Raw genomic sequence first — 20,717 nt, 5'->3', positions numbered from 1 at the left:
CACCACTGCCTCCGGACTTGCCCGCACCGCCCGTGGACCGCGCGTTCCGGGCCCGACCCACGGGACGAGGTCACGGCGGGACGCGAACGCAGCGCAGGAGGCGGAGGCGCGGAACGCCGCAGGGCGGGGAGCGCCGTGCTAGTGCAGCCGCGAGGACGAGGCAGCCGACGCGCGGGTGCGGGTGCGGGTGCGGGTGCGGGTGCGGGTGCGGGTGCGGGGAGTGTGCCGCGCGGCATGCGGGGTTCTGGCGCAGGCGCACGGGGTGCGGGCGCGAGCCCAGGCGGGCCCAGTACGGGGTGCGGGCGCAGGCGCGCGGAGCGTGGGGCGGGAACTTGGTACGCCAGTGCGGGCGCGCACGCACCTAAGGGCGCATGTGCGCGGCCGTGCTGCGCACCTAGCGCGGGTGCGCGTGCGCGGAGCGAGCCACAGGGGTGCGGGGTGGGAAGCGCGGGCGGGCGCTCGGCGGGCGGCGCTCGGGACAGGGGCGCGCGGGTGTGTAGGGCAGGTGCAGGTGCGCGCAGCGTGGGACGCCGGGCCCGCGCGGTGCCGCGGGCCCGGAAGCCGAGACGTCGTGAGCGGTGGTGCCGCGAAGGCGAGGCAGCGTGAGCCGTGGTGTGGCACGCCCGATGCTGGGACCGGGTACGGCTACGAGGTGCCAGAGGGAGGCGCTGCGGGCTGCGATATCGCGGACTGACCGGCGATCGCAGGGCCCAACCGCGAGCAGGCAGGCGACCGTAGTTCCCCAACCGCGAACTGCTCACCCAGGATGCCGCCGGCCGGGGCCGTTGTGGGCAGCGGGGGCGCGGGCTGGCAGCCGGGTGGCGGCGGTTGGGGGGTCGGTGGTGGGGCCAGGGGCCTCGGGGTGGCGGAGTGTGGGCTACTTGATCAGGCGGAGGGTCAAGGGGTAGCGGAAGGTGCCTTCGGAGAGGGCGGAGACGCCGCCGACGATGGAGAGGATGACGGCGCCCACCCAGATGAACGGCAGGAGCACGACGCCGATGACGGTGAAGGGCAGCAGGAACGTGGCGCCCGTGACCGTCAGGTGGAAGTTGAGCGCCTCCATGGCGTGGCGTCGGATGTACGGGGACGTCTTGCCGCCGGTGAGGAGCAGGACGAGCGGGCCCAGGATGGGGAAGCCGACGAGGGCCAGCAGGTGGGCGGCGGAGGCGCCGAGGCGCTCGTTGCTCTCCGGCGGGGCCTCCGGGCGGGCGGCGGGCATGCGCGGGGGCGCGGCCAGGCGGGGCACGGCGTTGGCGCCGTAGAGCTCCGTCATGATGGGCATCAGGTCGCCGTGCGTGCGTGCCGTCATCGCGCGCTCCAGCCGCTCGTCGAACTCGAGCTTGTCGAAGCGGCCCTCGCTGTAGGCGGCCTTGACGTGCTCGACGACGTGTTCGCGGTCCTCGTTGGTGACGCGCAGATGAGCCGGCGGCAGCTGCCCCGGGGGTGTCGGTACCCCAGCCATAACGCCCATGCCTCTCCTTCGGTAGCGCCGCCCCCTCGCCGGAACCTGCCGGCCGCAGCGCTGACGGTCTCCTCACATACTGCGTCACGGCGGCCGGTCGTGGCATCGGGTGATACCCCGAGGCATCCCCGAGATCGCGGCCCCGGGATTCAGGGTGATGGGTGACCGGATTCGTCCTGTGTGGGCGAATGGTCTTCGGGGTGGCGGTGTTTGGGGGTGATATTCGGGGTGGGCGCAAGAAACGGGGCTTCGGAAATCGTCATCCGGCGAGGGGATCGTGGCAGGCAATTTGGTTAATGCGGAGGGGCTGGATCGGGGCTTGAGCTGGGCGGATGGCGGGAATGGGCGCTTTTCGCGGGGGTGGGGCAACGCTTGGCATGCGCACTAGTACCACTTGACGGTATAAAAAGGATGCATGAGATGGCGAGACCGCTACGGCCTCCGGCGGCGGCGCGGCCCGAAGATCGCTAAGTTCGATCGTGAGGCGACCGACGCCGACATCGAAGCGCTGATCGCCTTCGCCCGGTCGCGGCGCGGCGTGGAGTTCTACGTCGAGCCCGAGACGTTCGCGACCGACACCACCGCCGTGGCCGTCGCCGACGACGGGGAGTGGACGCGGCGCCGGGTCGGCTCGCCCGCCGTGATCCACAAGGTGGCACGTGACCTCGCCCTCCCGGTCTACGACGTGCAGCTGACCGGGTATCCGGCCCGGATGCGGGCCTACAACGAGCGGCGGCGGCGCGAGGAGGGCGGGCTCTGACCCGCAACCACTTCCGAGCGGCTCAGGCGCAGGCCTGGTCGCCGTCGTCGAGGGTGGCGAGCAGGGGGACGAGCCAGCCGATGTGAGGCTCGCCCATCGCCGTGTCGAGCTCCGCCGGCGTCGGGAGGCGGGCGTCGACCATGCCGGGTGAGAGCAGGTTCTGCAGGGCGTGCATGAGCAGGTTGGCCATCGAGTAGTGCGGGTCGGCCTTCAGGGCGCGTTCGAGGGCGATGGTGGCGGTGATGCTGTCGCCCGCCCGCCAGGCCGCCATCGCCAGCAGCGTGGCCGCCGGCGGCACGTAGCGGGGCTCCAGGCGGCGGGTGAGGTCCTTCCAGAGGGCGGCGTGGGAGCCGTCCATCAGCGTCCACGCCTCGTCGCGCACCCGGATGACGGCCAGGTCGAGGCCGAGCCGGGAGGCGTCGGCGTCGCTGAGCCAGTCGCCGCGTGCGAGGGCGGCGTGGAGCCGGGCCAGGCCGCCGGTCACGAAGCGGCGGGCGTACGCGTCGGGGTCGGGGTCTGCCGCGAGCCCGCTGGTCAGCTCGGCGACGGCGGCTGAGGTCGCCCGGCGCATCGCCATCCGGACGGGGCCGGTGACCGGGGCGAGGGTGCGTTCGAGGGTCTGGCGGTCGGGGAGGGCGACCAGGCCGCGCACGGTCGCCTCGGCGGCGACGCGGCTCGACGTCGGGTCGTAGGGGGTGCCTTCGGGTGGGCAGCAGCGGGTGCTGTCGCAGACGTAGGACCAGTAGCGGCCGCCGTCGGCGCGCATGGCCTCGGCGACCTCCACGCCCGCCCTCGCCGCCACGGCCCTGGCCTCGTCGACGGCCGGGGTGACGCGCTCACCCGGGCCGTAGCCGACCACGACGACCTGGGCCAGCTTCTCGCGGGCGATCAGCGCCGCCAGGGGGTCGAGGGTGCCGGGCGGGAACGGCAGCCCCCAGCGGGCGGCGACCTTGGCCTGGCCCTGGGCGATGCCGAGCACGATGAGGCTGTCGGCCGGGTGGAAGCCGACCAGGTAGGGCACGGCGGCCAGGATGTCGGCGGGGCTGGTCAGGGTGAGGCAGGGCTCGGAGGTGTTCGTCGTCATGGCATGGAGGATGCCGGGGACGAGGGGCGCGGGAGGCCGGTGGAACGGGTTCTGTGGACAGGCGGCACAGCGGGGGTGCGGCCTGTGGACAAGCGGCGTGGCGAGGGCACCCCGGTGAACAAACGGCAAGGGCGCCCTGCGGACAAGGTGCTACAGCTCGCTCACGGGTGGGCCGGGGGCGGGGTGGTAGGCGTGCCGGGGGCGAGGCGGTGCCTGACCAGCAGGGCCGCGCCCGCCACCGCCGCCGGCATCGCGATCACCGCCACGAACGGCACCAGGAACAGCACGAACACCACCACCCCGAACCCGAGCGACGCCGCCTTGCTGCCCCGCAGCAGCGCGAACCGCTGCTTCCTGACGAGCCCGCGCCGCTCCAGCGCCAGCGTGGTCAGCTCGACGGTGAGGAAGAACCCGGACACCGCCGCCCCCACCACCGGCACCACGGTCTGCCCGATCACCGGCACGAACCCGAGGAAGAACAGCGGGATCGTGAACAGCAGCACGTATCCCAGCGTGACGAGGCTGTCGCGGATGGAGCGCGGCAGCGTGCGCCACCAGGGCTGCTCCTCGGCGTCGGGCAGCGGGTCGGCGGCGGCCGACAGCTTCTCGTAGAACGGCTCCCCGATGGCCAGCGTCAGCGCGGTGAACGTGAGCACGGCCAGGGCGAGCCCGCCGAGGAAGAGCGCGACGGCGATCGCGGTGCGGAACGCCTCACGCCACGACCAGGTGTCGGCGAACGGCGTCAGGAACTCCGCCAGCGTGCCGGCGTTGGTGCCGAGAAGGTACAGCGCCGCCACGTAGACGGCGAACGCGATGAGCGCCGGGATGAGCCCGAACAGCCACCACCGCCCGTTTCTGGCGACCCAGCCCACGCCTTGCAGGAAGAAGCCGACGCCGGCGGCGAAGTCGCGCATTGATCGCATGTCGCAAACGCTAGCGCCAGAGCGGCGTGACCGCGTAGCCGAGCTCGTCGAGCAGGCGGCGCAGCAGCGGCAGCGACAGGCCGAGCACGTTGCCGTGGTCGCCTTCGATGCCGTCGACGAACCAGCCGCCGCGTCCTTCGATGCTGAACGCGCCGGCGAGGTTGAGCGGCTCGCCGGTCTCGGCGTAAGCGGCGATCTCCTCTTCGGTGGGCTGGCCGAAGTGGACGACGGTGGTGGCGGTCTCGGCGGCCTGTCGGCCGGCGGCGACGTCGATGACGCAGTGGCCGGTGACGAGCCTGCCGGTGCGCCCGCGCATGATCCGCCAGCGCTCGGCGACCTCCTCGGCGGAGGCGGGCTTGCCGTAGGGGCGGCCGTCGAGCTCCAGGATGGAGTCGCAGCCGATGACCAGCCCTTCGTCCAGCCGTTCGGCGACGGCGGTGGCCTTGGCCTTGGCCAGCACGAGGGCGAGGGCGGCGGGGGTGTGGGCGGTGAACGCCTCTTCGTCGACCCCGCTCACGATCACCTTGGGGTCGAGTCCGGCGCTGCGCAGCAGGGCCAGGCGGGCGGCAGAAGCTGAGGCCAGAACGATCACCGGGTCAGCCTACCGGTCACCATTCGGCGTGCGGCGACCGCGTGGGCGAGGACGGGGCGCCGAGGAGGTCGGCGAGCAGGGGTTCGAGGGCGGCGGGGACGGCGGCGCGCTCGCGGCGGAGTTCGGCGGTCATGTCCTGGGTGCTCATGCCGGCGCGTTCGGCGCGGTCGGCGAGCAGTGACATGACCATGGGGGCGAGCAGGAGCAGCACCTTGACCAGGGCGGCGGAGTCGAGGCCGGTCAGGTCGGCGAGCGCGTCGGCGGCGTGGTCGGCGCCCTGGCCGCCGAGGACGTGGGCGAGGATGTTCTGCCCGTCGCGGGCCAGGGTGGCGACGTCGCCGTTGAAGGGGTCGGCATCGACGTGGTCGTCGAGCGCGCCGCGCAGCGCCTCGGCGCCGTCGGGGTGCTCGGAGCTGCGGACCATGCCGGCGACGACGACGCCGGTCGCCGCCCTGAGGACCTCGCGGACCGTGGCCGGGTCGGTGCCGAGCATCCCGGCGAGCTGCTCCAGGCCGGGATCGCCGAGCTCGGCGACGAGCTGGTCCGTCAGAGTCACGCCAAGTCCTCCCGATCGTCGTTCCGATGGTCGTTCCCCGGCGCGGGCCGAGCCTACGTCGGCCCCTCGCTAACTTTTGGCCAAACCGGCGGCTCCGTAGGCGGTGGCCTCGTCGAGGGTCTCGTGCTCCAGCAGGGCGGCGACGATGCCTTCGAGCTTGTCGCGGTTCTCGCGCAGGATGCGCACGGCGTCGGCGTAGCACTCGTCCACGATCCGCCGCGCCTCCTCGTCGACGATGGCGAGGGTGGCGGGCGACGCCTGCGGCTGGCCGTCGCTGGGCAGGATGGTGAGCGGGCCGACCTTGGCCGACATGCCCCAGCGGCCGACCATGCCGCGGGCGATCATGGTGACCTGCTCCAGGTCGTTCTCGGCGCCGGTGGTGATGACGCCGTAGATGACGTCCTCGGCCGCCATGCCGCCGAGCGCGCCGGTGATGCGGCCGCGCAGGTACTTCTCGTCGTAGGCGTAGCGGTCGGTGTCGGGGGTGGACAGCGTGACGCCGAGCGCCCGGCCGCGCGGGATGATGGAGATCTTCCTGACCGGGTCGGCGCCGGGCTGGAGCATGCCGAGCAGGGCGTGCCCGGCCTCGTGGTAGGCGGTGCGGGTGCGCTCGTCCTCGGGCATGACGATGCTGCGGGCGGCGCCGAGCTGGAGCTTCTCCAGCGCGTCGGCGAAGTCGGCCATGCCGACCTTCTCCTTGCCGCGCTTGGCGGCGAGCAGGGCCGCCTCGTTGACGAGGTTGGCCAGGTCGGCGCCGGTCATGCCGGGCGTGGTCTTGGCGAGCTGGTCGAGGCTGACGGCGCCGTCGAGCGGCACCCCCCTGCTGTGGACGCCGAGGATGGCGGTGCGGCCGGCCTGGTCGGGCAGGCCGACCTGGACGGTGCGGTCGAAGCGGCCGGGCCGCAGCAGGGCCGGGTCGAGGACCTCGGGCCGGTTGGTGGCGCCGATGACGATGACGCCTTCGGCGCCGGAGAAGCCGTCCATCTCGGTGAGGATCTGGTTGAGCGTCTGCTCGCGCTCGTCGTGGCCGCCGATGCCGCCCGCGCCGCCGCGCGCCCGGCCGATGGCGTCGATCTCGTCGATGAACACGATCGACGGGGCGACCTTGCGCGCCTCCTCGAACAGGTCGCGGACCCGGGACGCGCCGACGCCGACGATCATCTCGATGAACTCGGACGCGCTGGCCGAGAAGTAGGGCACCTTGGCCTCGCCGGCGACGGCCCGCGCGAGCAGCGTCTTGCCGGTGCCGGGCGGGCCGGCGAGCAGCACGCCCTTGGGCAGCTTGGCGCCGAGCCTGCGGTACTTGTCGGGGTCCTTGAGGTAGTCGACGATCTCGACGAGCTCGTTCTCCACCTCGTCGATGCCCGCCACGTCCTCGAACGTGACCCGCACCTGCCCCGCTTCGAGGGGTTTGGCCGCCTTCGACTTGCCGAGGCCGCCGAGCCCGCCGCCGCCCATCATGCTGGCGCCGCGGCGCATGATCCAGATCCACAGCCCGGCCAGCAGCAGCACGGGCAGCAGCGACAGCAGGAGGTTGAGGAAGAAGCCGCGGCCCGAGGTGAGCGGCTCGGCCTTGATCTCCACGCCTGCCGCGTTGAGCTGCTGCGAGAGCTGGTCGGTGTTGGCGAAGGTGGGGATCTCGGTGCGGAAGTCCGTATAGGACTGGTTGCCGCTGCCGGGGTCCTTGGCCGCGCTCTTGAGATGGCCTTCGACCGACAGGCCGGTGGCGTAGATCTCCTTGACGTTCCCGCCGTTCACCTGCTTGGTGAACTCGGTGTAGGAGACGGTCTCGACCTGGTTGCTGTCGAAGAAGGACGAGACGAAGAAGAACGCCGCGTAGACGACCAGCAGGGTGACGGCGAACCGCCACCAGTTGATCTTCGGGCGGCCGCCTGGGGTGCCGGGCAGCCCTTCGGCCCGCCAGGGCGGCTTGACCTTGCCCTTCTTCGGCACCTGCGGCGATCCAGTCCGTTCTTCCACGGCGCCACTCCCCCAAATCGCCGCAATGATGATCAATTAGCCTAGGACACGCACCCCGGAGACCACGCGCGTGATGTCGCGCCACCTCTTGCGCTGCGAGTCAGGCACTGTCACAAACGCCAAACCCGGCTTGGCCATTCCGCTGTCGGCCACCACGACCGCCGCCCGCGAGCTGCGCTTGCCGTACGAGACCTGGTAGACGAGCATCCAGCCGCGCTTGACCGGCTGGGAGGCCAGCCAGCGGACCTTGGCGCCCTCGGGGTGGTGGTTGAGCGTCCAGCGGGCGGCCAGCAGCGCGGTGTCGCGGGGGGACTTCTGCGGCTTGATCGGCACCGGGCAGCTCACGAGCATGCCGCGCCTGCTGTCGCCGCGCAGCTTGGGCAGCACCTGCTTGCTGGTGAACGGCGCGGCTCCGTACGTCTTCCAGGGGCGGCCGAGGTCCGGCAGGGCGAGGCCGGCGCGCTTGTCCTTCAGCAGGCGCTTGGCGGGGGCGGGCAGCTTCAGCCGCCGGATCTTGGCAGGCAGTCTCGGCAGGCGGTCGTCGGCGTACAGGGCCTCCATCGCCGTGTAGCCGGGCGCGAGCGACGAGCCCGGCTTGGGGGTGGGGGTGGAGTCGACGGCGACGGGCGTCGGGGCCGGGTCGAGCGAGGCCGGCGGGGTGGACGCGGGTGGCGCGGACGAGGCGGGCACGGCCGATGGCGCGGCGATCGGCCGCTGCCCTGCCTCGTCCGGGTCGGAGGGGCGGACGAGCACCACGGTGACGGCGGCGACGGCCACGACCGCCACGACGGCGAGCCCGCGGTAGACCACCCCCATGCGCAGGTCCCCGATGCGGGAGCGTTTGGGCGGAGGGCTGCCAGGCCGGATCTTGGTCTTCACTCGGGCACCCTCTGTCCCGTCTTCCCCATCGAGCACGACGGGAGCGTACGGCATAACAGCCCTTTAAGTGGCGGAAGCTATCGAAGTGTCATCATGACTGCGTGGAACAGGTAGAGCTCCGCTTCGACCTCGCGTCCCGGACCGCCCGGACGCACACGAACCTGTCGGCGATCCGGCAGAGCCCGCACGGGCTGTGGGTGGCCGGCGACGAGACCGCCACGTTCGAGCACCTGTCGTGGACGGGCGAGCACTACGGCGACCAGCGCGGTCACCGGCTGGCCGACTACGTGGACCTGCCCGCCGGGCCGGACGACGAGGCCGACATCGAGGGCCTGGCCAGGTCCGACGGCTTCCTGTGGCTGACCGGCTCGCACGCGCTCAAGCGCAAGAAGGTCAAGTCCAAGGACCCCGGACGCGCCTCCGCCCGGCTGGCCACGGTGGTGCGGGAGGAGAACCGGTTCATCCTCGTCCGGCTGCCGCTGGACCCGCGGACCGGCGCGCCGCAGCCCGGCGCGATCATGTCGGGGCCGCGCGAGCTGACCGGACACCTGCGCGACGACCCGCACCTGGGGCCGTTCCTGGCGCTGCCGGGCAAGGACAACGGCTTCGACGTGGAGGGCATCGCGGTCACCGCCGGCCGCGTCTACCTGGGACTGCGCGGGCCGGTGCTGCGCGGCTGGGCGGTGGTGCTGGAGCTGCGGCCGCAGGAGGCGGGCCTGGGCCGGCTGAGCCTGGCCGAGCCGTGCCGCAAGCACTTCCTGGACCTGGGCGGGCTCGGCGTGCGCGACATGTGCCCGGACCGGGGCTCGCTCCTGCTGCTGGCCGGGCCGACGATGGACCTGGACGGGCCGGTGCGGGTGGTGCGCTGGCGGATCGGCGCCCGGCGCGAGCTCCTGGTCCCGGCGGACGAGCTGGAGACGGTCCTGGAGCTTCCGTACGGGGTCGGCTGCGACCATCCGGAGGGCCTGGCGCTGCTCGACGACGGGCGGCTGATGGTCGTCTACGACAGCCCGTCACCGGCGCGGATCACGCCCGCGGGCGGGGTGCTGGCGGACGTCTTCACGCTCTAGCCGAGTCGGCCCGCAGCCACGGGACGTCGGCGACGAACGTGCTGGAGCCGGGCTCGATCTCGGTGAACCCGGCGTCGCGCACCACGGGCAGCCCGGCGGCGGCCAGGGCGTCGAACGGCTCGCGGGCGGCGGCGCGCACCGACACGGTCAGGCCGCGCTCGCGCCAGGCCGCCCGCCCGGCGTCGTCGCTGGCCCACCAGGCGAGCTGGGCGGCGTGCCCGGCCTGCGCCATCGCCTTGCCCGCGGACATGGCCAGGCGCGCGTTCTCCCACAGGACCGGCGGCTCGGCCGGGCCGGGCTCGCGCGTGTCGGCGAGCTCGGTGCCGGACACCTGCAGCCGGGCCAGGTCGCGCGGCCAGTCATCGAGCGGCACCGGCGGGTGCACGCGCACCTCGGCGCTGCGGTGCTCGATCGTGCGGCCGGGCAGCGCGAGCGCCCGGCGCCACTCGGCGCCCCTGGCCCGCCGGACCACCTTGCGGATCTTGCCGGTGGACTGCCAAGCATGCAGCTCGGCGGCCCACTCGCCGGGGTCGTCGAGCAGGCTCAGCACGGCCGTCGCCGCGGCCTCCAGGGCGTCGGTGCGCTCGGGGGGCGTGGCCCGTTCGATCCTGACCACGAGGGGCAGGACCATCAGCTCTGCGTCGTTCATCGCCCCTTACTATGCCTGATCGCCAGGGACATGCCGGTGGCCAGGAGGCAGAGGGCGCCGGAGGCGTACCAGGCGACGTCGTACGCGCCGAGCTGGTCGCGGGCGAGCCCGGCGCCGACGGCGGCGATGGCGGCGCCGACCTGGTGCGCGCCGAACACCCAGCCGAACACCACGGCCCCGTCGGACCCGTAGACGCTGCGGCACAGCGCGACCGTGGGCGGCACGGTCGCCACCCAGTCCAGCCCGTAGAACACGATGAAGATCAGCATGCTGGGCTCGGCGGTGGCGGCGAACAGGCTCGGCAGCACCATGAGCGACAGCCCGCGCAGCGCGTAGTAGACGCCGAGCAGGATGCGCGGGTCCACCTTGTCGCTGAGCCAGCCGGAGGCGACGGTGCCGACGATGTCGAAGATCCCGATCACGGCCAGCAGCCCGGCGGCCATCGGCTCGGGCATGCCGTGGTCGTGCGCCGCCGGGATGAAGTGGGTGCTGACGAGCCCGTTCGTGCTGGCGCCGCAGATCGCGAACCCGCCCGCGAGATACCAGAACGGACGCGTACGGGCCGCCGACCGCAGCACGGTGAGCGCGCGGACGGCGGCGTTCACGGTGGGGGCCGGGGTACGGGGCGCGTCCGGGTCGGCGCCGAGCGCGGTGGTGCCCACGTCCTCGGGCCGGTCGCGGAGCAGCCACCACACGAACGGCACCACGGCCAGGGCCGACCCGGCGACGGCCAGCGAGGCGGCCCGCCAGCCGGGCCCCTGGGCCAGGTGGGCGAGCACGGGCAGGAAGACGAGCTGCCCGGTGGCGCCCGCCGCGGTGAGCACGCCGGTGACGAGCCCGCGGTGCCGGACGAACCACCGGTCGGTCACCGTGGCCGCGAACACCAGCGCCATGGACCCGGTGCCGAGCCCGACGAGCACGCCCCACAGCAGCATCAGGTGCCAGGTCGCGGTCATCAGCACCGTGAGCCCGCTGCCCACGGCGACGAGCAGCAGCGCCAGCGAGACGACGCGGCGCATGCCGAAGCGGTCCATCAGCGCGGCGGCGAACGGCGCGGTCAGGCCGTAGAGCACCAGGTTGATCGAGACGGCCAGCGAGATCACGCCCCTGCCCCAGCCGAACTCCTCCTGGAGGGGCGTGATCAGGACGCCGGGGGTGGCGCGGAAGCCGGCGGCGCCGAGGATGGCGACGAACGCGACGGCCGCGACGAACCAGGCCCGGTGCACCCGGACGCGCCTGGTGGGGGTGGTGCTCACAGTCATGCGTCCATCCTTGGACAACTGCCGATATGGCCGCGAGTGGCCGGTTGGCCATGATGTGAAAGAATCCGGCCATGGCGCATCGGATCGCGGTCGTCGTGCTCGACCAGTTCGCCCCGCTCGACCTGGGCGTGCCGGGCCAGGTGTTCTGGACCGCGGAGTCGCCGGCCGGGGAGAAGCTGTACGAGGTGGTGACGTGCTCGCCGGGCCGGGCGCCGGTGCGCTGCTCGGCCGGCTACAGCGTGCTGCCCGATCACGACCTGGACGTGCTCGACACCGCCGGCACGGTCGTGGTCACGGGCGTGCACGGCGGCCAGGTGATGCGCGACGGCACGATCCCCGGCGAGCTTCGCGAGGCGCTGCGCGGGCGGCCCCGGGTGATGTCGATCTGCACCGGCGCGTATGTGCTGGCGGCGGCGGGGCTGCTCGACGGCCGCCGGGCCACCACCCACTGGCGCGACGCCGCCCGTTTCGCCGCCCTGTTCCCGAAGGTCAGGCTCGATCCCGACGTGCTGTTCATCGACGACGGCGACGTGCTCACCTCGGCCGGGGTCGCCGCCGGGCTCGACCTGTGCCTGCACGTGGTCAGGCGCGACCACGGCAGCGAGGTGGCCAACCGCGCGGCCAGGCGGTGCGTCATGCCGCCGTGGCGGGAGGGCGGCCAGGCCCAGTACATCGAGCGCCACCTGCCGCCCGCCTCCGGCAACGGCACCGCCGCCACCCGCGCGTGGATGCTGTCGCGGCTCGACGCGCCGCTCGACCTGGAGGCGCTGGCCGGGCACGCCGGGATGAGCGTGCGGACGTTCACCAGGCGCTTTCGCGAGGAGACGGCGATGAGCCCGGCCCGCTGGCTGACCAGGCAGCGCGTCGAGCACGCCCGCCACCTGCTGGAGACGACCGATCTGGGCGTGGAGGAGGTGGCGCGGCGGGCCGGGTTCGGCTCGGCGGTGTCGCTGCGCCAGCACCTGCACGCCGCCGTGGGGGTTTCGCCGCTGGCCTATCGGCACACGTTCCGGCGTGCCTAGAATCGCCTCCGGGAAGATCGTCTACGTGTCGTCCACGAGAGGGGTGGTCGCGTGAGCGGCCCCGAGCAGGCGCCCGCCGGGATCGACGTGCGGGTGCCGAGCGTCGCGCGCATGTACGACTACTACCTCGGCGGCAAGGACAACTTCGCCTCGGACCGGGAGGCGGCCGAGCGGATGATCGAGATCGGCCGCCAGATGGGCAATGACGCCCGCGAGATCGCCCGCGCCAACCGCGCCTTCCTGGGCCGGGCCGTCCGCGAGCTGACCGACGCCGGCGTCCGCCAGTTCGTCGACATCGGCGCGGGCCTGCCCACCCAGGACAACGTGCACCAGGTGGCCCGCCGGCACGCCGCCGGCTCGCGCGTCGTCTACGTCGACAACGATCCGATCGTCCAGGTCCACGCGCGGGCGCTGCTGGCCGGCGACGCGGGCGCCATCGCCGTGGAGGGCGATCTCAGGGACCCCGACGCGATCTTCGACGACCCGCGCGTCACCGGCCACCTCAACCTGACGCGCCCGTACGCGGTGCTGCTGGTGGCGGTGCTGCACTTCGTCACCGACGACGCCGAGGCGGCGCGCGTCACCGCGCGGATCCGCGAGCGGCTGCGGCCGGGCTGCCACCTGGTGCTGTCGCACATCTACGCGGGCGACGCCGACGACGGGGTGGCGCGCTCCGGCCAGCAGGTCTACGCGGCGACGGCGGCGGGCGGCATCGCGCGGCGCGACCGCGACCAGATCGCCGGCTTCTTCGGCGACCTCGACCTGCTGGAGCCGGGCCTCGTCCCGGTCGCCGACTGGGACCCGCAGGCGCCGCCGGCCGCGCCCGACCTGAAGCGGCCGGGCATCCTGGCCGGCGTGGCCCGCGCCTAGCCGTCAGTCGAACAGGTCGGGCTGCTCGCGGACGATCTGGTCGTGCAGCGGCTGGAAGCTCACCCAGCCGGCCAGCTCGGTGCCGACCTGCGAATGGGTGAGCGCGGCGTTGGCCGGTTCGATGGGCACGACCTGCCCGGCGGCCTTGGCGACGAGCTGCACCTGGGCCGAGCGTTCCATCGTGACGAACCACCAGACGGCCGAGTCGACCGTCTCCCCGACCGTGAGCAGGCCGTGGTTGCGCAGCACGACGGCCTTGTTGCCGCCCAGCGCGGCGGCGATGCGCTTGCCCTCCTCCACCTCGGTCACCACGCCCGTGTAGTCGTCGAACAGCGCGTTGTCCCGGTAGAAGGCGCAGGCGTCCTGGGTGATCGGCTCGATGGTCTGGCCGAGCGCCGACAGGGCCCGCCCGTAGACCGAGTGGCTGTGCGCCGCCGCGACCACGTCGGGCCTGGCCTGGTGCACCTGGGAGTGGATGGCGAACGCCGCCCGGTTGACCGGCCGGTCACCCTCGACCACGTTGCCGTCGTGGTCGACGAGCAGCAGGTCGCTGACCGTGATGTGCTTGAACGACATGCCGAACGGGTTGACCCAGAAGTGGTCGGTCAACTCCGGGTCGCGGGCGGTGATGTGCCCGGCGATCCCCTCCTCGAAGCCGAACTTGCCGAAGATGCGCAGCGCCGCCGCGAGCCGCTGCTTGCGATGCAGTCGCTCCTCCTCCAGGCTGTCGAAGGTCGGGGGCTGGCGGAAGACGAGGTTGTCCGGCATGGCTCTCCCTATGGCTCAGAACCCGATTCTGAGCGCAGGGTAACGCGGCTCCACCGTCCCACCCCATACCAAAAGGGTCTTGTACGTCATGTCCTGACGCGTCTCGACACGCGCTCCCAAGATCCCTAGGCTGACGCGGATGCGGAGATTATCCATATTCGTCCTGGCTGCGGCGCTGACCGCCACCAGCGGCGGCACCGCCTCGGCGGTCACCGCCTCCCCACCGGTGGACCTGACCCCCTACGCCAAGGGACGCTCGCAGCCGGTCGAGGATCCCGTCTACCCGGCCTACGGCAACCCGTCGATCGACGTGCTCCACTACGACCTCAAGCTGGGCTGGAAGCCGTCCGCCCACACCCTGACGGGCACCGCCACGCTCACCCTGCGGGCCGTGGAGCCGATCAGCGAGATCAGGCTCGACTTCGGCCACGCCCTCAAGATCGACAAGGTGACCGTGGACGGCAGGGCCGTCAAGCCGCAGCGGCGCAAGGACGACCTGACGATCCCGCTGCCCGCCCAGCTCGCCGCCGACCAGGGCGCCCGGGTCGTCGTCCGCTATCACGGCATGCCCGAGCCGCACGCCTCCGGGCAGCGGCGCTACGACCTCCGATACCTCGGCGCCCAGCCGCAGTTCGACGGGTCCATCTGGGCGCTGCAGGAGCCCTACGGCGCCTTCACCTGGTTCCCGGTGAACGACCACCCGTCGGACGAGGCGCTCTACGACGTCGCCATCACCGTACCCAAGGGCTGGGCGGGCGTCGCGCACGGCACGTACCGGGGCAGGAGCGAGAAGGGCGGCAAGGCCACCTACCTGTGGAGGTCGACCGACCCGGTCGCCAGCTACCTGACGCTGTTCACCGCCGACCGGTACCGGCTGCACCGGGACAAGGGGCCGCGCGGCCTCCCGATCACCTACTGGATCCGCCCCGGCGACGCCAGGACCGCCCTGCCGGTGGCCCGCCGGACGCCGGAGCTGATCCGCTGGATGGAGAAGAGGGTGGGCCCGTACCCCTTCCCCAGCGCCGGTCTGGTCTCCACCAGCGAGACCGGCATGGAGACCCAGCAGATGATCACCCTCGGCGGCGAGTACCTGAAGCCCTCCGTGGTGCTGCACGAGCTCGCCCACCAGTGGTTCGGCGACAGCGTCGGCCCGCGCACCTGGAAGGACGTGTGGCTGAACGAGGGCTTCGCCATGTACTTCGAGCTCCAGTGGCACGCCGACCACGAGCCGGGCACGATGGACGAGCTCATGGCCGACATGCGCGTGCACGAGAGGGACCTGCGCAAGAGGCAGGGCCCGCCCGGCGACTACCGGCGCGACTGGTTCGCGGGGAGCAACATCTACTACGGCCCCGCGCTGATGCTGCACGAGATCCGCGAGGGGATCGGCGACGAGCGGTTCTTCGCCATGACCCGCGCCTGGGCCCAGGAGCACCGCAACACCGGCCAGGACCGGGCGTCGTTCACCGCCTGGGTCAACCACCACACGGGCGAGGACTTCACCGCGCTGATCGACGACTGGCTCGACTCGAATACCAGCCCCAAGGACTAGCCCCGCTCCCCCGCGAGCTCCGCCCGCCGGCGCCGGGCCACCAGCGCCACCGTGGCCGCCACCGCCACCGTAACCGATACCGCGATCAGCGGATTGACGAAGCCGGGCACCAGGTCGGGGCCGCACGTGGTGTCGCCCAGCGGCCACATGCTCAGCGCCCCGGACTCCGGGCCGCGATGGCCGTAGGCGTACAGGTCGGGCCTGGCCAGCCCGCACCGGTCGTCCGGGTCCGTCCACGCCCCGAACGTCGTCGTGCTCAGCCCGTAGCCGTAGGCGGCGAGGGCCGTGGCCGCCGCCACGGCGGGCGGCGCCCACGCCGGCCGCCGCCCGTGGCGCCACCAGGACAGGGCGGCGAGCGCGAGAACGGCGAGCACCGCCACCGGCCAGGCCAGCGCCAGCAGCAACAGGCCGATCAGCAGCACGAAGGTCAAGGTCTCCAGCAAGACGCCCCTTTTCTCCCGGCCTGCCTTCATAGCAGTCCTCGCGCCGGCCGGGCGAGCCGGGCCCCGGGGTTCACGGCGTGGAGAAGCGCTCCTCGGCGACGATCCGCCCGTCGCGCACGGTGTAGAGGCCGACGGCGGACTCGGCGGTGAACCGCACGGCGAACCGGTCGTCGCCCGCCCGCAGGTAGGGCCCCTCGACGGGCCCGCTCACCTGGCCGGACGTCATCAGGTGGCGGGTCACGGCGGCGCTCTCGCCCCGGTTGACCAGGCTGACGAAGGCCAGGCCGACACCCTCGGCCGTCGGCTCCACGAACGCCGGCAGGTGGTCGAGCACCCACTCCCGGTAGGGCGTGGCCGGCCGGCCGAGGATCTCCCGGACGGCCAGGACGACCGGCTCGGGCCGCGAGGCGACCTCCTTCATGGTCGCCATGACGGCGTCCACGTCCTCCGGCGGCACCCACGCCAGGAACCACTCCCTGGCCTCCTCGGGCGCGAGCTCCTCCACGCTCTTCACCGGCCTGCCGACCAGCTCGGCCACGACCTGGATCCGCTCGGCGCCGGTCATCAGCTCCTCGCCGGTCAGCATCGGCGTCGCCGTGTTGAGCAGGTCGTCGGTGAGCAGCGCCCGCACGCCCACCGCGGCGAGGTCACGGGGGTGGATCTGCGAGCGCGCCCAGCTCAGGAACGGCCCGCGCACCACGCCGTCGGCGGGCACCGGGGAGCCGAGGTCGTTGCTCATGTGGCCGCCGGACCTCAGGAACGTCCACTCCTCGGCGTGCTGCCTGATCAGTTGCTCGATCCGGCCGTGCGAGGCGTTGTCCGGGTCGTCGTTGGTCTCGGCGCCGCCCGCCGACAGGTAGACGATCCGGCGTGCCCGGGCCGCCAGCTTCGGGATCACCACACCGGGCGACCGCTCGGCGAACATCGTCGGCCACACCAGGAAGACCTTGCTCACGCCCTCCAGCGCCTCGTCGAGGGAGGCGGGATCGCTCAGGTCGCCCTTGACCGCCAGCACCCCTTCGGGGAACTCCGCCTTGGCGGGGTCCCTGGTCAACGCCTTGATCGTCACGCCGCCGCGCTCGTGCAACTGCCGCACCACGTGCCCGCCGGTGTGGCCGGTGGCGCCTGTCACCAGAATCGTCTCGTTCATGACGCCGACGCTACGGTCGCGCCGGGACCGTCAGCATCAGTCGATCGACTGATGCTGACCGGGCAGGGCCGCTCCTACCGTCGAGGGATGATTCTGGTGACAGGGGCGACAGGCCGCGTGGGCGGCGAGGTCGTCAGGCAGCTGACGGCGGCCGGGGTGCCGGGGGTGCGGGCGCTGGCCCGCGACGGGGGCCGGGCGCGGCTGCCCGTGCCGGTGGCCGAGGGCGATCTGGCCGTGCCGGGCTCGCTCGACGCGGCGCTGGAGGGCGTGGGCAAGGTCTTCCTCGTCTGGCCGACGCTCCGGGCCGACCACGCCGCGCCCGAGACGATCAAGAGGCTGGCGGGCAGGCACGTCGTCTACTTCTCCTCCGCGGCGGCGGGCGCGGCCGACCCGATCAACGCCTCGCACGCCGAGATCGAGCGGCTGATCAGGGAGCACGCCTCGGCGTGGACGTTCCTGCGCATCACCGGGCTGGCGGCCAACGACCTCAAGTGGGCCGACGGCATCCGGCGCGACGGCGTGGTCCGCGAGCCGTCCGCCGGGTGGGCGCGGTCCCACATCCACGAGGCCGACGTGGCGGCCGCGGCCGTGCGCGTCCTCACGGGCGAGGGGCACGACGGGACGGCCCACGTGCTGACCGGGCCGCAGGCGCTGACCGCGCCCGAGCGGGTGGCCGTGCTGTCGGAGGTGCTGGGGCGCGAGCTGCGCTTCGAGCAGCCGTCCCCGGAGGAGGTCAGGGAGCAGTACACGGCCGTCTTCGGAGCCGAGGTGGCCGAGGGGCTGGTCGCCAGGATGACGGGCCCGGCTCCTGAGCCCGAGCCGGTCACCGCGACCGTCGAGGAGCTCACCGGCCGCCCGGCCAGGACCTACCGCGATTGGGCGGCCGATCACTGGCGGTAGCCTCTGAGGCATGCTGCGGGGGCGGACGGAGGAGAAGGCGGCGGTCGGCGCCCTGCTCGCCGCCGCCCGCGAGGGCACGAGCGGGGCGCTGGTCGTCCGCGGCGAGGCGGGCATCGGCAAGACGGCGCTGCTCGACCACACCGCCGGCCTGGCCCGAGCCCACGACATGCAGGTGCTCCGCGCGACCGGGATCGAGGCGGAGAGCGAGCTGCCGTACGCCGGGCTCAGCCTGCTCACCGGCGGCCTCCTCGACCGCCTCGACGCCCTCCCGCCCCGCCAGGCCGCCGCGCTCGCGGGCGCGCTCGGGCTGGCCGAGAGTGACGGTGACGGCGACACGTTCATGATCGGGCTGGCGGTGCTCGGCCTGCTGGCCGAGCGGGCGCCGCTGCTGTGCCTGGTCGACGACGCCCAGTGGCTCGACAGCGCCTCCGCCGCCGCCCTGCTGTTCGCCGCGCGCCGGCTGCGGGCCGAGGGCGTGGTGATGATGTTCGCCGTACGCGAGCCGCACGCTCCCGGCTTCCCCACGACGGGGCTGCCGGAGCTGCGCCTGGGCGGCCTGACGGGTGAGGCGGCGCGGGCGCTGGTCGGCGACCTGCCGCCGCACGTGCGCGAGGAGGTGCTGGCCGAGGCGGACGGCAACCCGCTGGCGCTGCGCGTGCTGGCCCGGGCCCGCCGGGGTCGTGACGCGGGCGGGATCACGCCGGGTCCCGGGCCCGTCCCCGTACAGGACAGGATCGTGCGGACGTTCGGCGACCGGATCGGCGAGCTGCCCGCGGCGACGCGGACGGTGCTGCTGGTGGCGGCGGCCGACGACACCGGCGAGCCGGCCGCCGTCCTGCGGGCCGCCGGGCGGCTGGGCGCGGGCCTGCCCGACCTCGACCCGGCGGAGGCGGCCGGGCTGCTGCGGATCGACGGCGACCGGCTCGTCTTCGGCCATCCGCTGATGAGGAGCGCCGCCTACCAGGGGGCGACGGCCAGCCGGCGGGCCGAGGCGCACCGCGCGCTGGCGGAGGTCCTGGACGGCGACCGGCGGGCCTGGCATCTCGCGGCGGCGGCGACGGGCCCCGACGAGCGGGTGGCCGCCGCTCTGGAGAGCACGGCGCTGCGGGCCGGGGAGCGGCGCGGCCACGCGGCCGTCGCCGCCGCCTACGAACGCGCCGCCGCCCTCACCCCCGACCCGGTCACGCGTGAGCGCAGGCTGCTGGCCGCGGCCCGCGCCGCCGCCGACGCGGGCCAGTTCGAGCGGGCCGACCGCCTGACCGGCCAGGTCGGCGCCTCGGCGGAGGCCGCCGCGCTCAAGGCGGTGATCGCCGACGGGCTGGGCCGGACGGAGGAGGCGCACGCCCTGCTGTTCGAGTCGGCCGGGCAGGTCACCCCGGCGGAGCTGCCCGCCCTGCTGCGCGGCGCCGCGCGGGCGGCCTGGCGGGCCAACGACTTCGCGGCGCTCGACCGGATCGCCGCCTGCGTGCCGCCTGACTCCGACGTGCACCGGCTGGCCACGGCGGCGCTGGCCACCAACCGGCTCGACGACGGCGGCATCGAGACGCTGAGGGAGCTGCTGGCCGGGCCGCCGCACGACGACCTCCAGGACCGGCTGCTGTTCGCCCGGCTGCACCTGGTCATCGGCGACATGGAGGGCGCGATACGCCTGGCTTCCGCGCTGGAGCGGGAGTGCCGGGCGCGGGGGGCGCTCGGCGTGCTGCCCGCCGTGCAGGCCGTGCTGGCGCGGACCCTGCTGTTCACCGGCCGCCACGCCGACGCGCGTGCCACGCTGGCCGACGGGCTGCAGATCGCCGCCGACACCTGCCAGCGCATGCCGCGCATCGAGCTGTCGGTGACCCTGGCGGAGCTGGCCGCCGTCGAGGGCGACGAGGAGCGCTGCCGGGAGCTGGCGGCCGAGGCGATCGAGCGTGACCTCGCGCCGAGCGCGGTGCACGCGGTGGTCGCGCTGAGCCTGCTCGACCTGGGCCTGGGGCGGCACGAGGCGGCGCTGGACCGGATGGAGTCGGTGGTGTCCGGTTCGCGGCCGATGGGGGTGATGGGGCACCTGCCGATCCTGGTCGAGGCGGCGGTGCGGCTCGGGCGCAGGGGGCCTGCCGAGGCCGCGACCCGGCTGTTCGCGTCCTGGGCCGGCCGGGTCGCGCAGCCATGGGCCGAGGCCGTGGCGCTGCGCTGCCGGGCGCTGATCGCCGACGACGCCGGCCTGTTCGAGCAGGCCGTACGGATGCGGACCTACCCGTTCGAGCAGGCACGGACCGCGCTGCTCTACGGCGAGCGGCTGCGGCGTGACCGGCGCACCGCCGACGCCCGCGCGCACCTGCGCGGCGCGGCCGAGACGTTCGAGCGGCTGGGCGCGCGTCCCTGGGCGGAGCGGGCGCGGGCCGAGCTGCGCGCCACCGGGGAGACCCGTGCGGCGCGCGACCACGCGGCGGGGCTGGCCGACCGGCTCACCCCGCAGGAGCTGCAGAGCGTGCGGCTGGCGGCGACCGGGCTGAGCAACAGGGAGATCGCCGAGCGGCTGTTCGTGAGCCCGCGCACCGTCGGGCACCATCTCTACAAGGCGTATCCCAAGCTGGGCGTCACGACCAGGGCGGAACTCGCCTCTCTGGGTCTGTGACGGACGGCGGCCCCGAGAGGGCCGCGATGAGGGGTGGAGCTATGGGGATTCGAACCCCAGACCTCCTCCATGCCATGGAGGCGCGCTACCAACTGCGCCATAGCCCCTTGCGATGCGTGCATCAGTCTAACGGACTCCAGCCACCCCTCTGTACGCCTTTATCCGGCGGCGCGCCCGG

At 73.6% G+C, this 20,717-nt stretch carries 19 protein-coding genes and 1 tRNA gene; 7 read left to right on the top strand and 13 right to left on the bottom strand.

Features of this window, described 5'->3' with window-relative positions; translation table 11 throughout:
- Positions 1-877 precede the first annotated feature (877 nt).
- Positions 878-1,462: a DUF1707 and DUF4870 domain-containing protein gene (locus ACBI99_RS08170; RefSeq protein ID WP_219508299.1), complete on the bottom strand. Its 585-nt coding sequence runs from the start codon at positions 1,460-1,462 to the stop codon at positions 878-880.
- A gap of 415 nt (positions 1,463-1,877) precedes the next feature.
- Here ACBI99_RS08170 and ACBI99_RS08165 point away from each other — a divergent pair, with 415 nt between their 5' ends.
- Positions 1,878-2,222, top strand: coding sequence for a hypothetical protein (locus ACBI99_RS08165; RefSeq protein ID WP_375072003.1), 345 nt, complete (start codon positions 1,878-1,880; stop codon positions 2,220-2,222).
- 22 nt (positions 2,223-2,244) lie between these two features.
- Here ACBI99_RS08165 and ACBI99_RS08160 read toward each other — a convergent pair whose 3' ends face one another.
- The 6 genes from ACBI99_RS08160 to ACBI99_RS08135 all read right to left on the bottom strand — a co-directional run bounded on the left by ACBI99_RS08160 (position 2,245) and on the right by ACBI99_RS08135 (position 8,236).
- Positions 2,245-3,306: a DUF4192 domain-containing protein gene (locus ACBI99_RS08160; protein ID WP_375072002.1), complete on the bottom strand. Its 1,062-nt coding sequence runs from the start codon at positions 3,304-3,306 to the stop codon at positions 2,245-2,247.
- 161 nt (positions 3,307-3,467) lie between these two features.
- Entirely contained in the window at positions 3,468-4,229 is a 762-nt protein-coding gene (locus ACBI99_RS08155; RefSeq protein ID WP_246645588.1) for an EI24 domain-containing protein, read from the bottom strand.
- 10 nt (positions 4,230-4,239) lie between these two features.
- Entirely contained in the window at positions 4,240-4,821 is a 582-nt protein-coding gene (locus ACBI99_RS08150) for a nucleoside triphosphate pyrophosphatase (RefSeq protein ID WP_219508297.1), read from the bottom strand.
- A 16-nt stretch (positions 4,822-4,837) separates the two neighbouring features.
- Positions 4,838-5,377 (bottom strand): DUF937 domain-containing protein, encoded by a 540-nt coding sequence (locus ACBI99_RS08145; RefSeq protein ID WP_219508296.1) that lies wholly within the window; start codon positions 5,375-5,377, stop codon positions 4,838-4,840.
- A gap of 69 nt (positions 5,378-5,446) precedes the next feature.
- The gene (ftsH, locus tag ACBI99_RS08140; RefSeq protein WP_308125898.1) at positions 5,447-7,357 is read right to left on the bottom strand and encodes an ATP-dependent zinc metalloprotease FtsH; all 1,911 of its coding nucleotides are present in this window, start codon (positions 7,355-7,357) and stop codon (positions 5,447-5,449) included.
- A gap of 36 nt (positions 7,358-7,393) precedes the next feature.
- Entirely contained in the window at positions 7,394-8,236 is an 843-nt protein-coding gene (locus ACBI99_RS08135; protein ID WP_357588609.1) for a hypothetical protein, read from the bottom strand.
- A gap of 101 nt (positions 8,237-8,337) precedes the next feature.
- Between ACBI99_RS08135 and ACBI99_RS08130 the strand changes: the two genes are divergently transcribed.
- Positions 8,338-9,306 carry a DUF3616 domain-containing protein gene (locus ACBI99_RS08130; protein WP_219508294.1) on the top strand — a complete coding sequence of 323 codons (969 nt, stop codon included), beginning with the start codon at positions 8,338-8,340 and terminating at the stop codon, positions 9,304-9,306.
- Here ACBI99_RS08130 and ACBI99_RS08125 read toward each other — a convergent pair.
- Entirely contained in the window at positions 9,296-9,955 is a 660-nt protein-coding gene (locus ACBI99_RS08125) for a peptidyl-tRNA hydrolase (protein ID WP_246645586.1), read from the bottom strand. The genes ACBI99_RS08130 and ACBI99_RS08125 overlap by 11 nt on opposite strands.
- The gene (locus ACBI99_RS08120) at positions 9,952-11,217 is read right to left on the bottom strand and encodes an MFS transporter (protein WP_219508293.1); all 1,266 of its coding nucleotides are present in this window, start codon (positions 11,215-11,217) and stop codon (positions 9,952-9,954) included. The genes ACBI99_RS08125 and ACBI99_RS08120 overlap by 4 nt, the downstream gene beginning before the upstream one ends.
- Positions 11,218-11,288: 71 nt before the next feature.
- Between ACBI99_RS08120 and ACBI99_RS08115 the strand changes: the two genes are divergently transcribed.
- Together ACBI99_RS08115 and ACBI99_RS08110 are read left to right on the top strand one after the other, a co-directional pair.
- Positions 11,289-12,239, top strand: coding sequence for a GlxA family transcriptional regulator (locus ACBI99_RS08115; protein WP_219508292.1), 951 nt, complete (start codon positions 11,289-11,291; stop codon positions 12,237-12,239).
- Positions 12,240-12,290: 51 nt separating this feature from the next.
- The gene (locus tag ACBI99_RS08110; RefSeq protein ID WP_375072001.1) at positions 12,291-13,109 is read left to right on the top strand and encodes an SAM-dependent methyltransferase; all 819 of its coding nucleotides are present in this window, start codon (positions 12,291-12,293) and stop codon (positions 13,107-13,109) included.
- 3 nt (positions 13,110-13,112) lie between these two features.
- Here ACBI99_RS08110 and ACBI99_RS08105 read toward each other — a convergent pair whose 3' ends face one another.
- Positions 13,113-13,877, bottom strand: a complete 765-nt coding sequence (locus ACBI99_RS08105) for a class II aldolase/adducin family protein (RefSeq protein WP_219508290.1) — start codon at positions 13,875-13,877, stop codon at positions 13,113-13,115.
- Positions 13,878-14,016: 139 nt separating this feature from the next.
- Between ACBI99_RS08105 and ACBI99_RS08100 the strand changes: the two genes are divergently transcribed.
- Positions 14,017-15,429, top strand: a complete 1,413-nt coding sequence (locus ACBI99_RS08100; RefSeq protein WP_375072000.1) for a M1 family metallopeptidase — start codon at positions 14,017-14,019, stop codon at positions 15,427-15,429.
- Here ACBI99_RS08100 and ACBI99_RS08095 read toward each other — a convergent pair.
- Positions 15,426-15,872, bottom strand: a complete 447-nt coding sequence (locus ACBI99_RS08095) for a hypothetical protein (RefSeq protein ID WP_375071999.1) — start codon at positions 15,870-15,872, stop codon at positions 15,426-15,428. The two genes, ACBI99_RS08100 and ACBI99_RS08095, sit on opposite strands and share 4 nt — an antisense overlap.
- 70 nt (positions 15,873-15,942) lie before the next feature.
- On the bottom strand, positions 15,943-17,022 hold the full coding sequence (locus ACBI99_RS08090; RefSeq protein ID WP_357588615.1) for an NAD(P)H-binding protein: 1,080 nt from the start codon (positions 17,020-17,022) through the stop codon (positions 15,943-15,945).
- An 87-nt stretch (positions 17,023-17,109) separates the two neighbouring features.
- Between ACBI99_RS08090 and ACBI99_RS08085 the strand changes: the two genes are divergently transcribed.
- On the top strand, positions 17,110-17,922 hold the full coding sequence (locus ACBI99_RS08085; RefSeq protein WP_219508286.1) for an NAD(P)H-binding protein: 813 nt from the start codon (positions 17,110-17,112) through the stop codon (positions 17,920-17,922).
- Positions 17,923-17,932: 10 nt separating this feature from the next.
- A complete protein-coding gene (locus ACBI99_RS08080) occupies positions 17,933-20,539 on the top strand; it encodes an AAA family ATPase (protein ID WP_375071998.1) in 2,607 nt (868 codons plus the stop codon).
- 34 nt (positions 20,540-20,573) lie between these two features.
- On the opposite strand, the gene ACBI99_RS08075 is transcribed toward ACBI99_RS08080, so the two are convergent.
- Positions 20,574-20,646: transfer RNA gene (locus ACBI99_RS08075), tRNA-Ala, on the bottom strand.
- Positions 20,647-20,717: the final 71 nt, after the last annotated feature.

It is taken from the genome of Nonomuraea sp. ATR24, assembly GCF_041950485.1.
Lineage (GTDB): Bacteria > Actinomycetota > Actinomycetes > Streptosporangiales > Streptosporangiaceae > Nonomuraea > Nonomuraea ceibae.
Note: the sequence above shows the minus strand (reverse complement) of the source record. Positions and strands in the feature narration are given on the sequence as shown.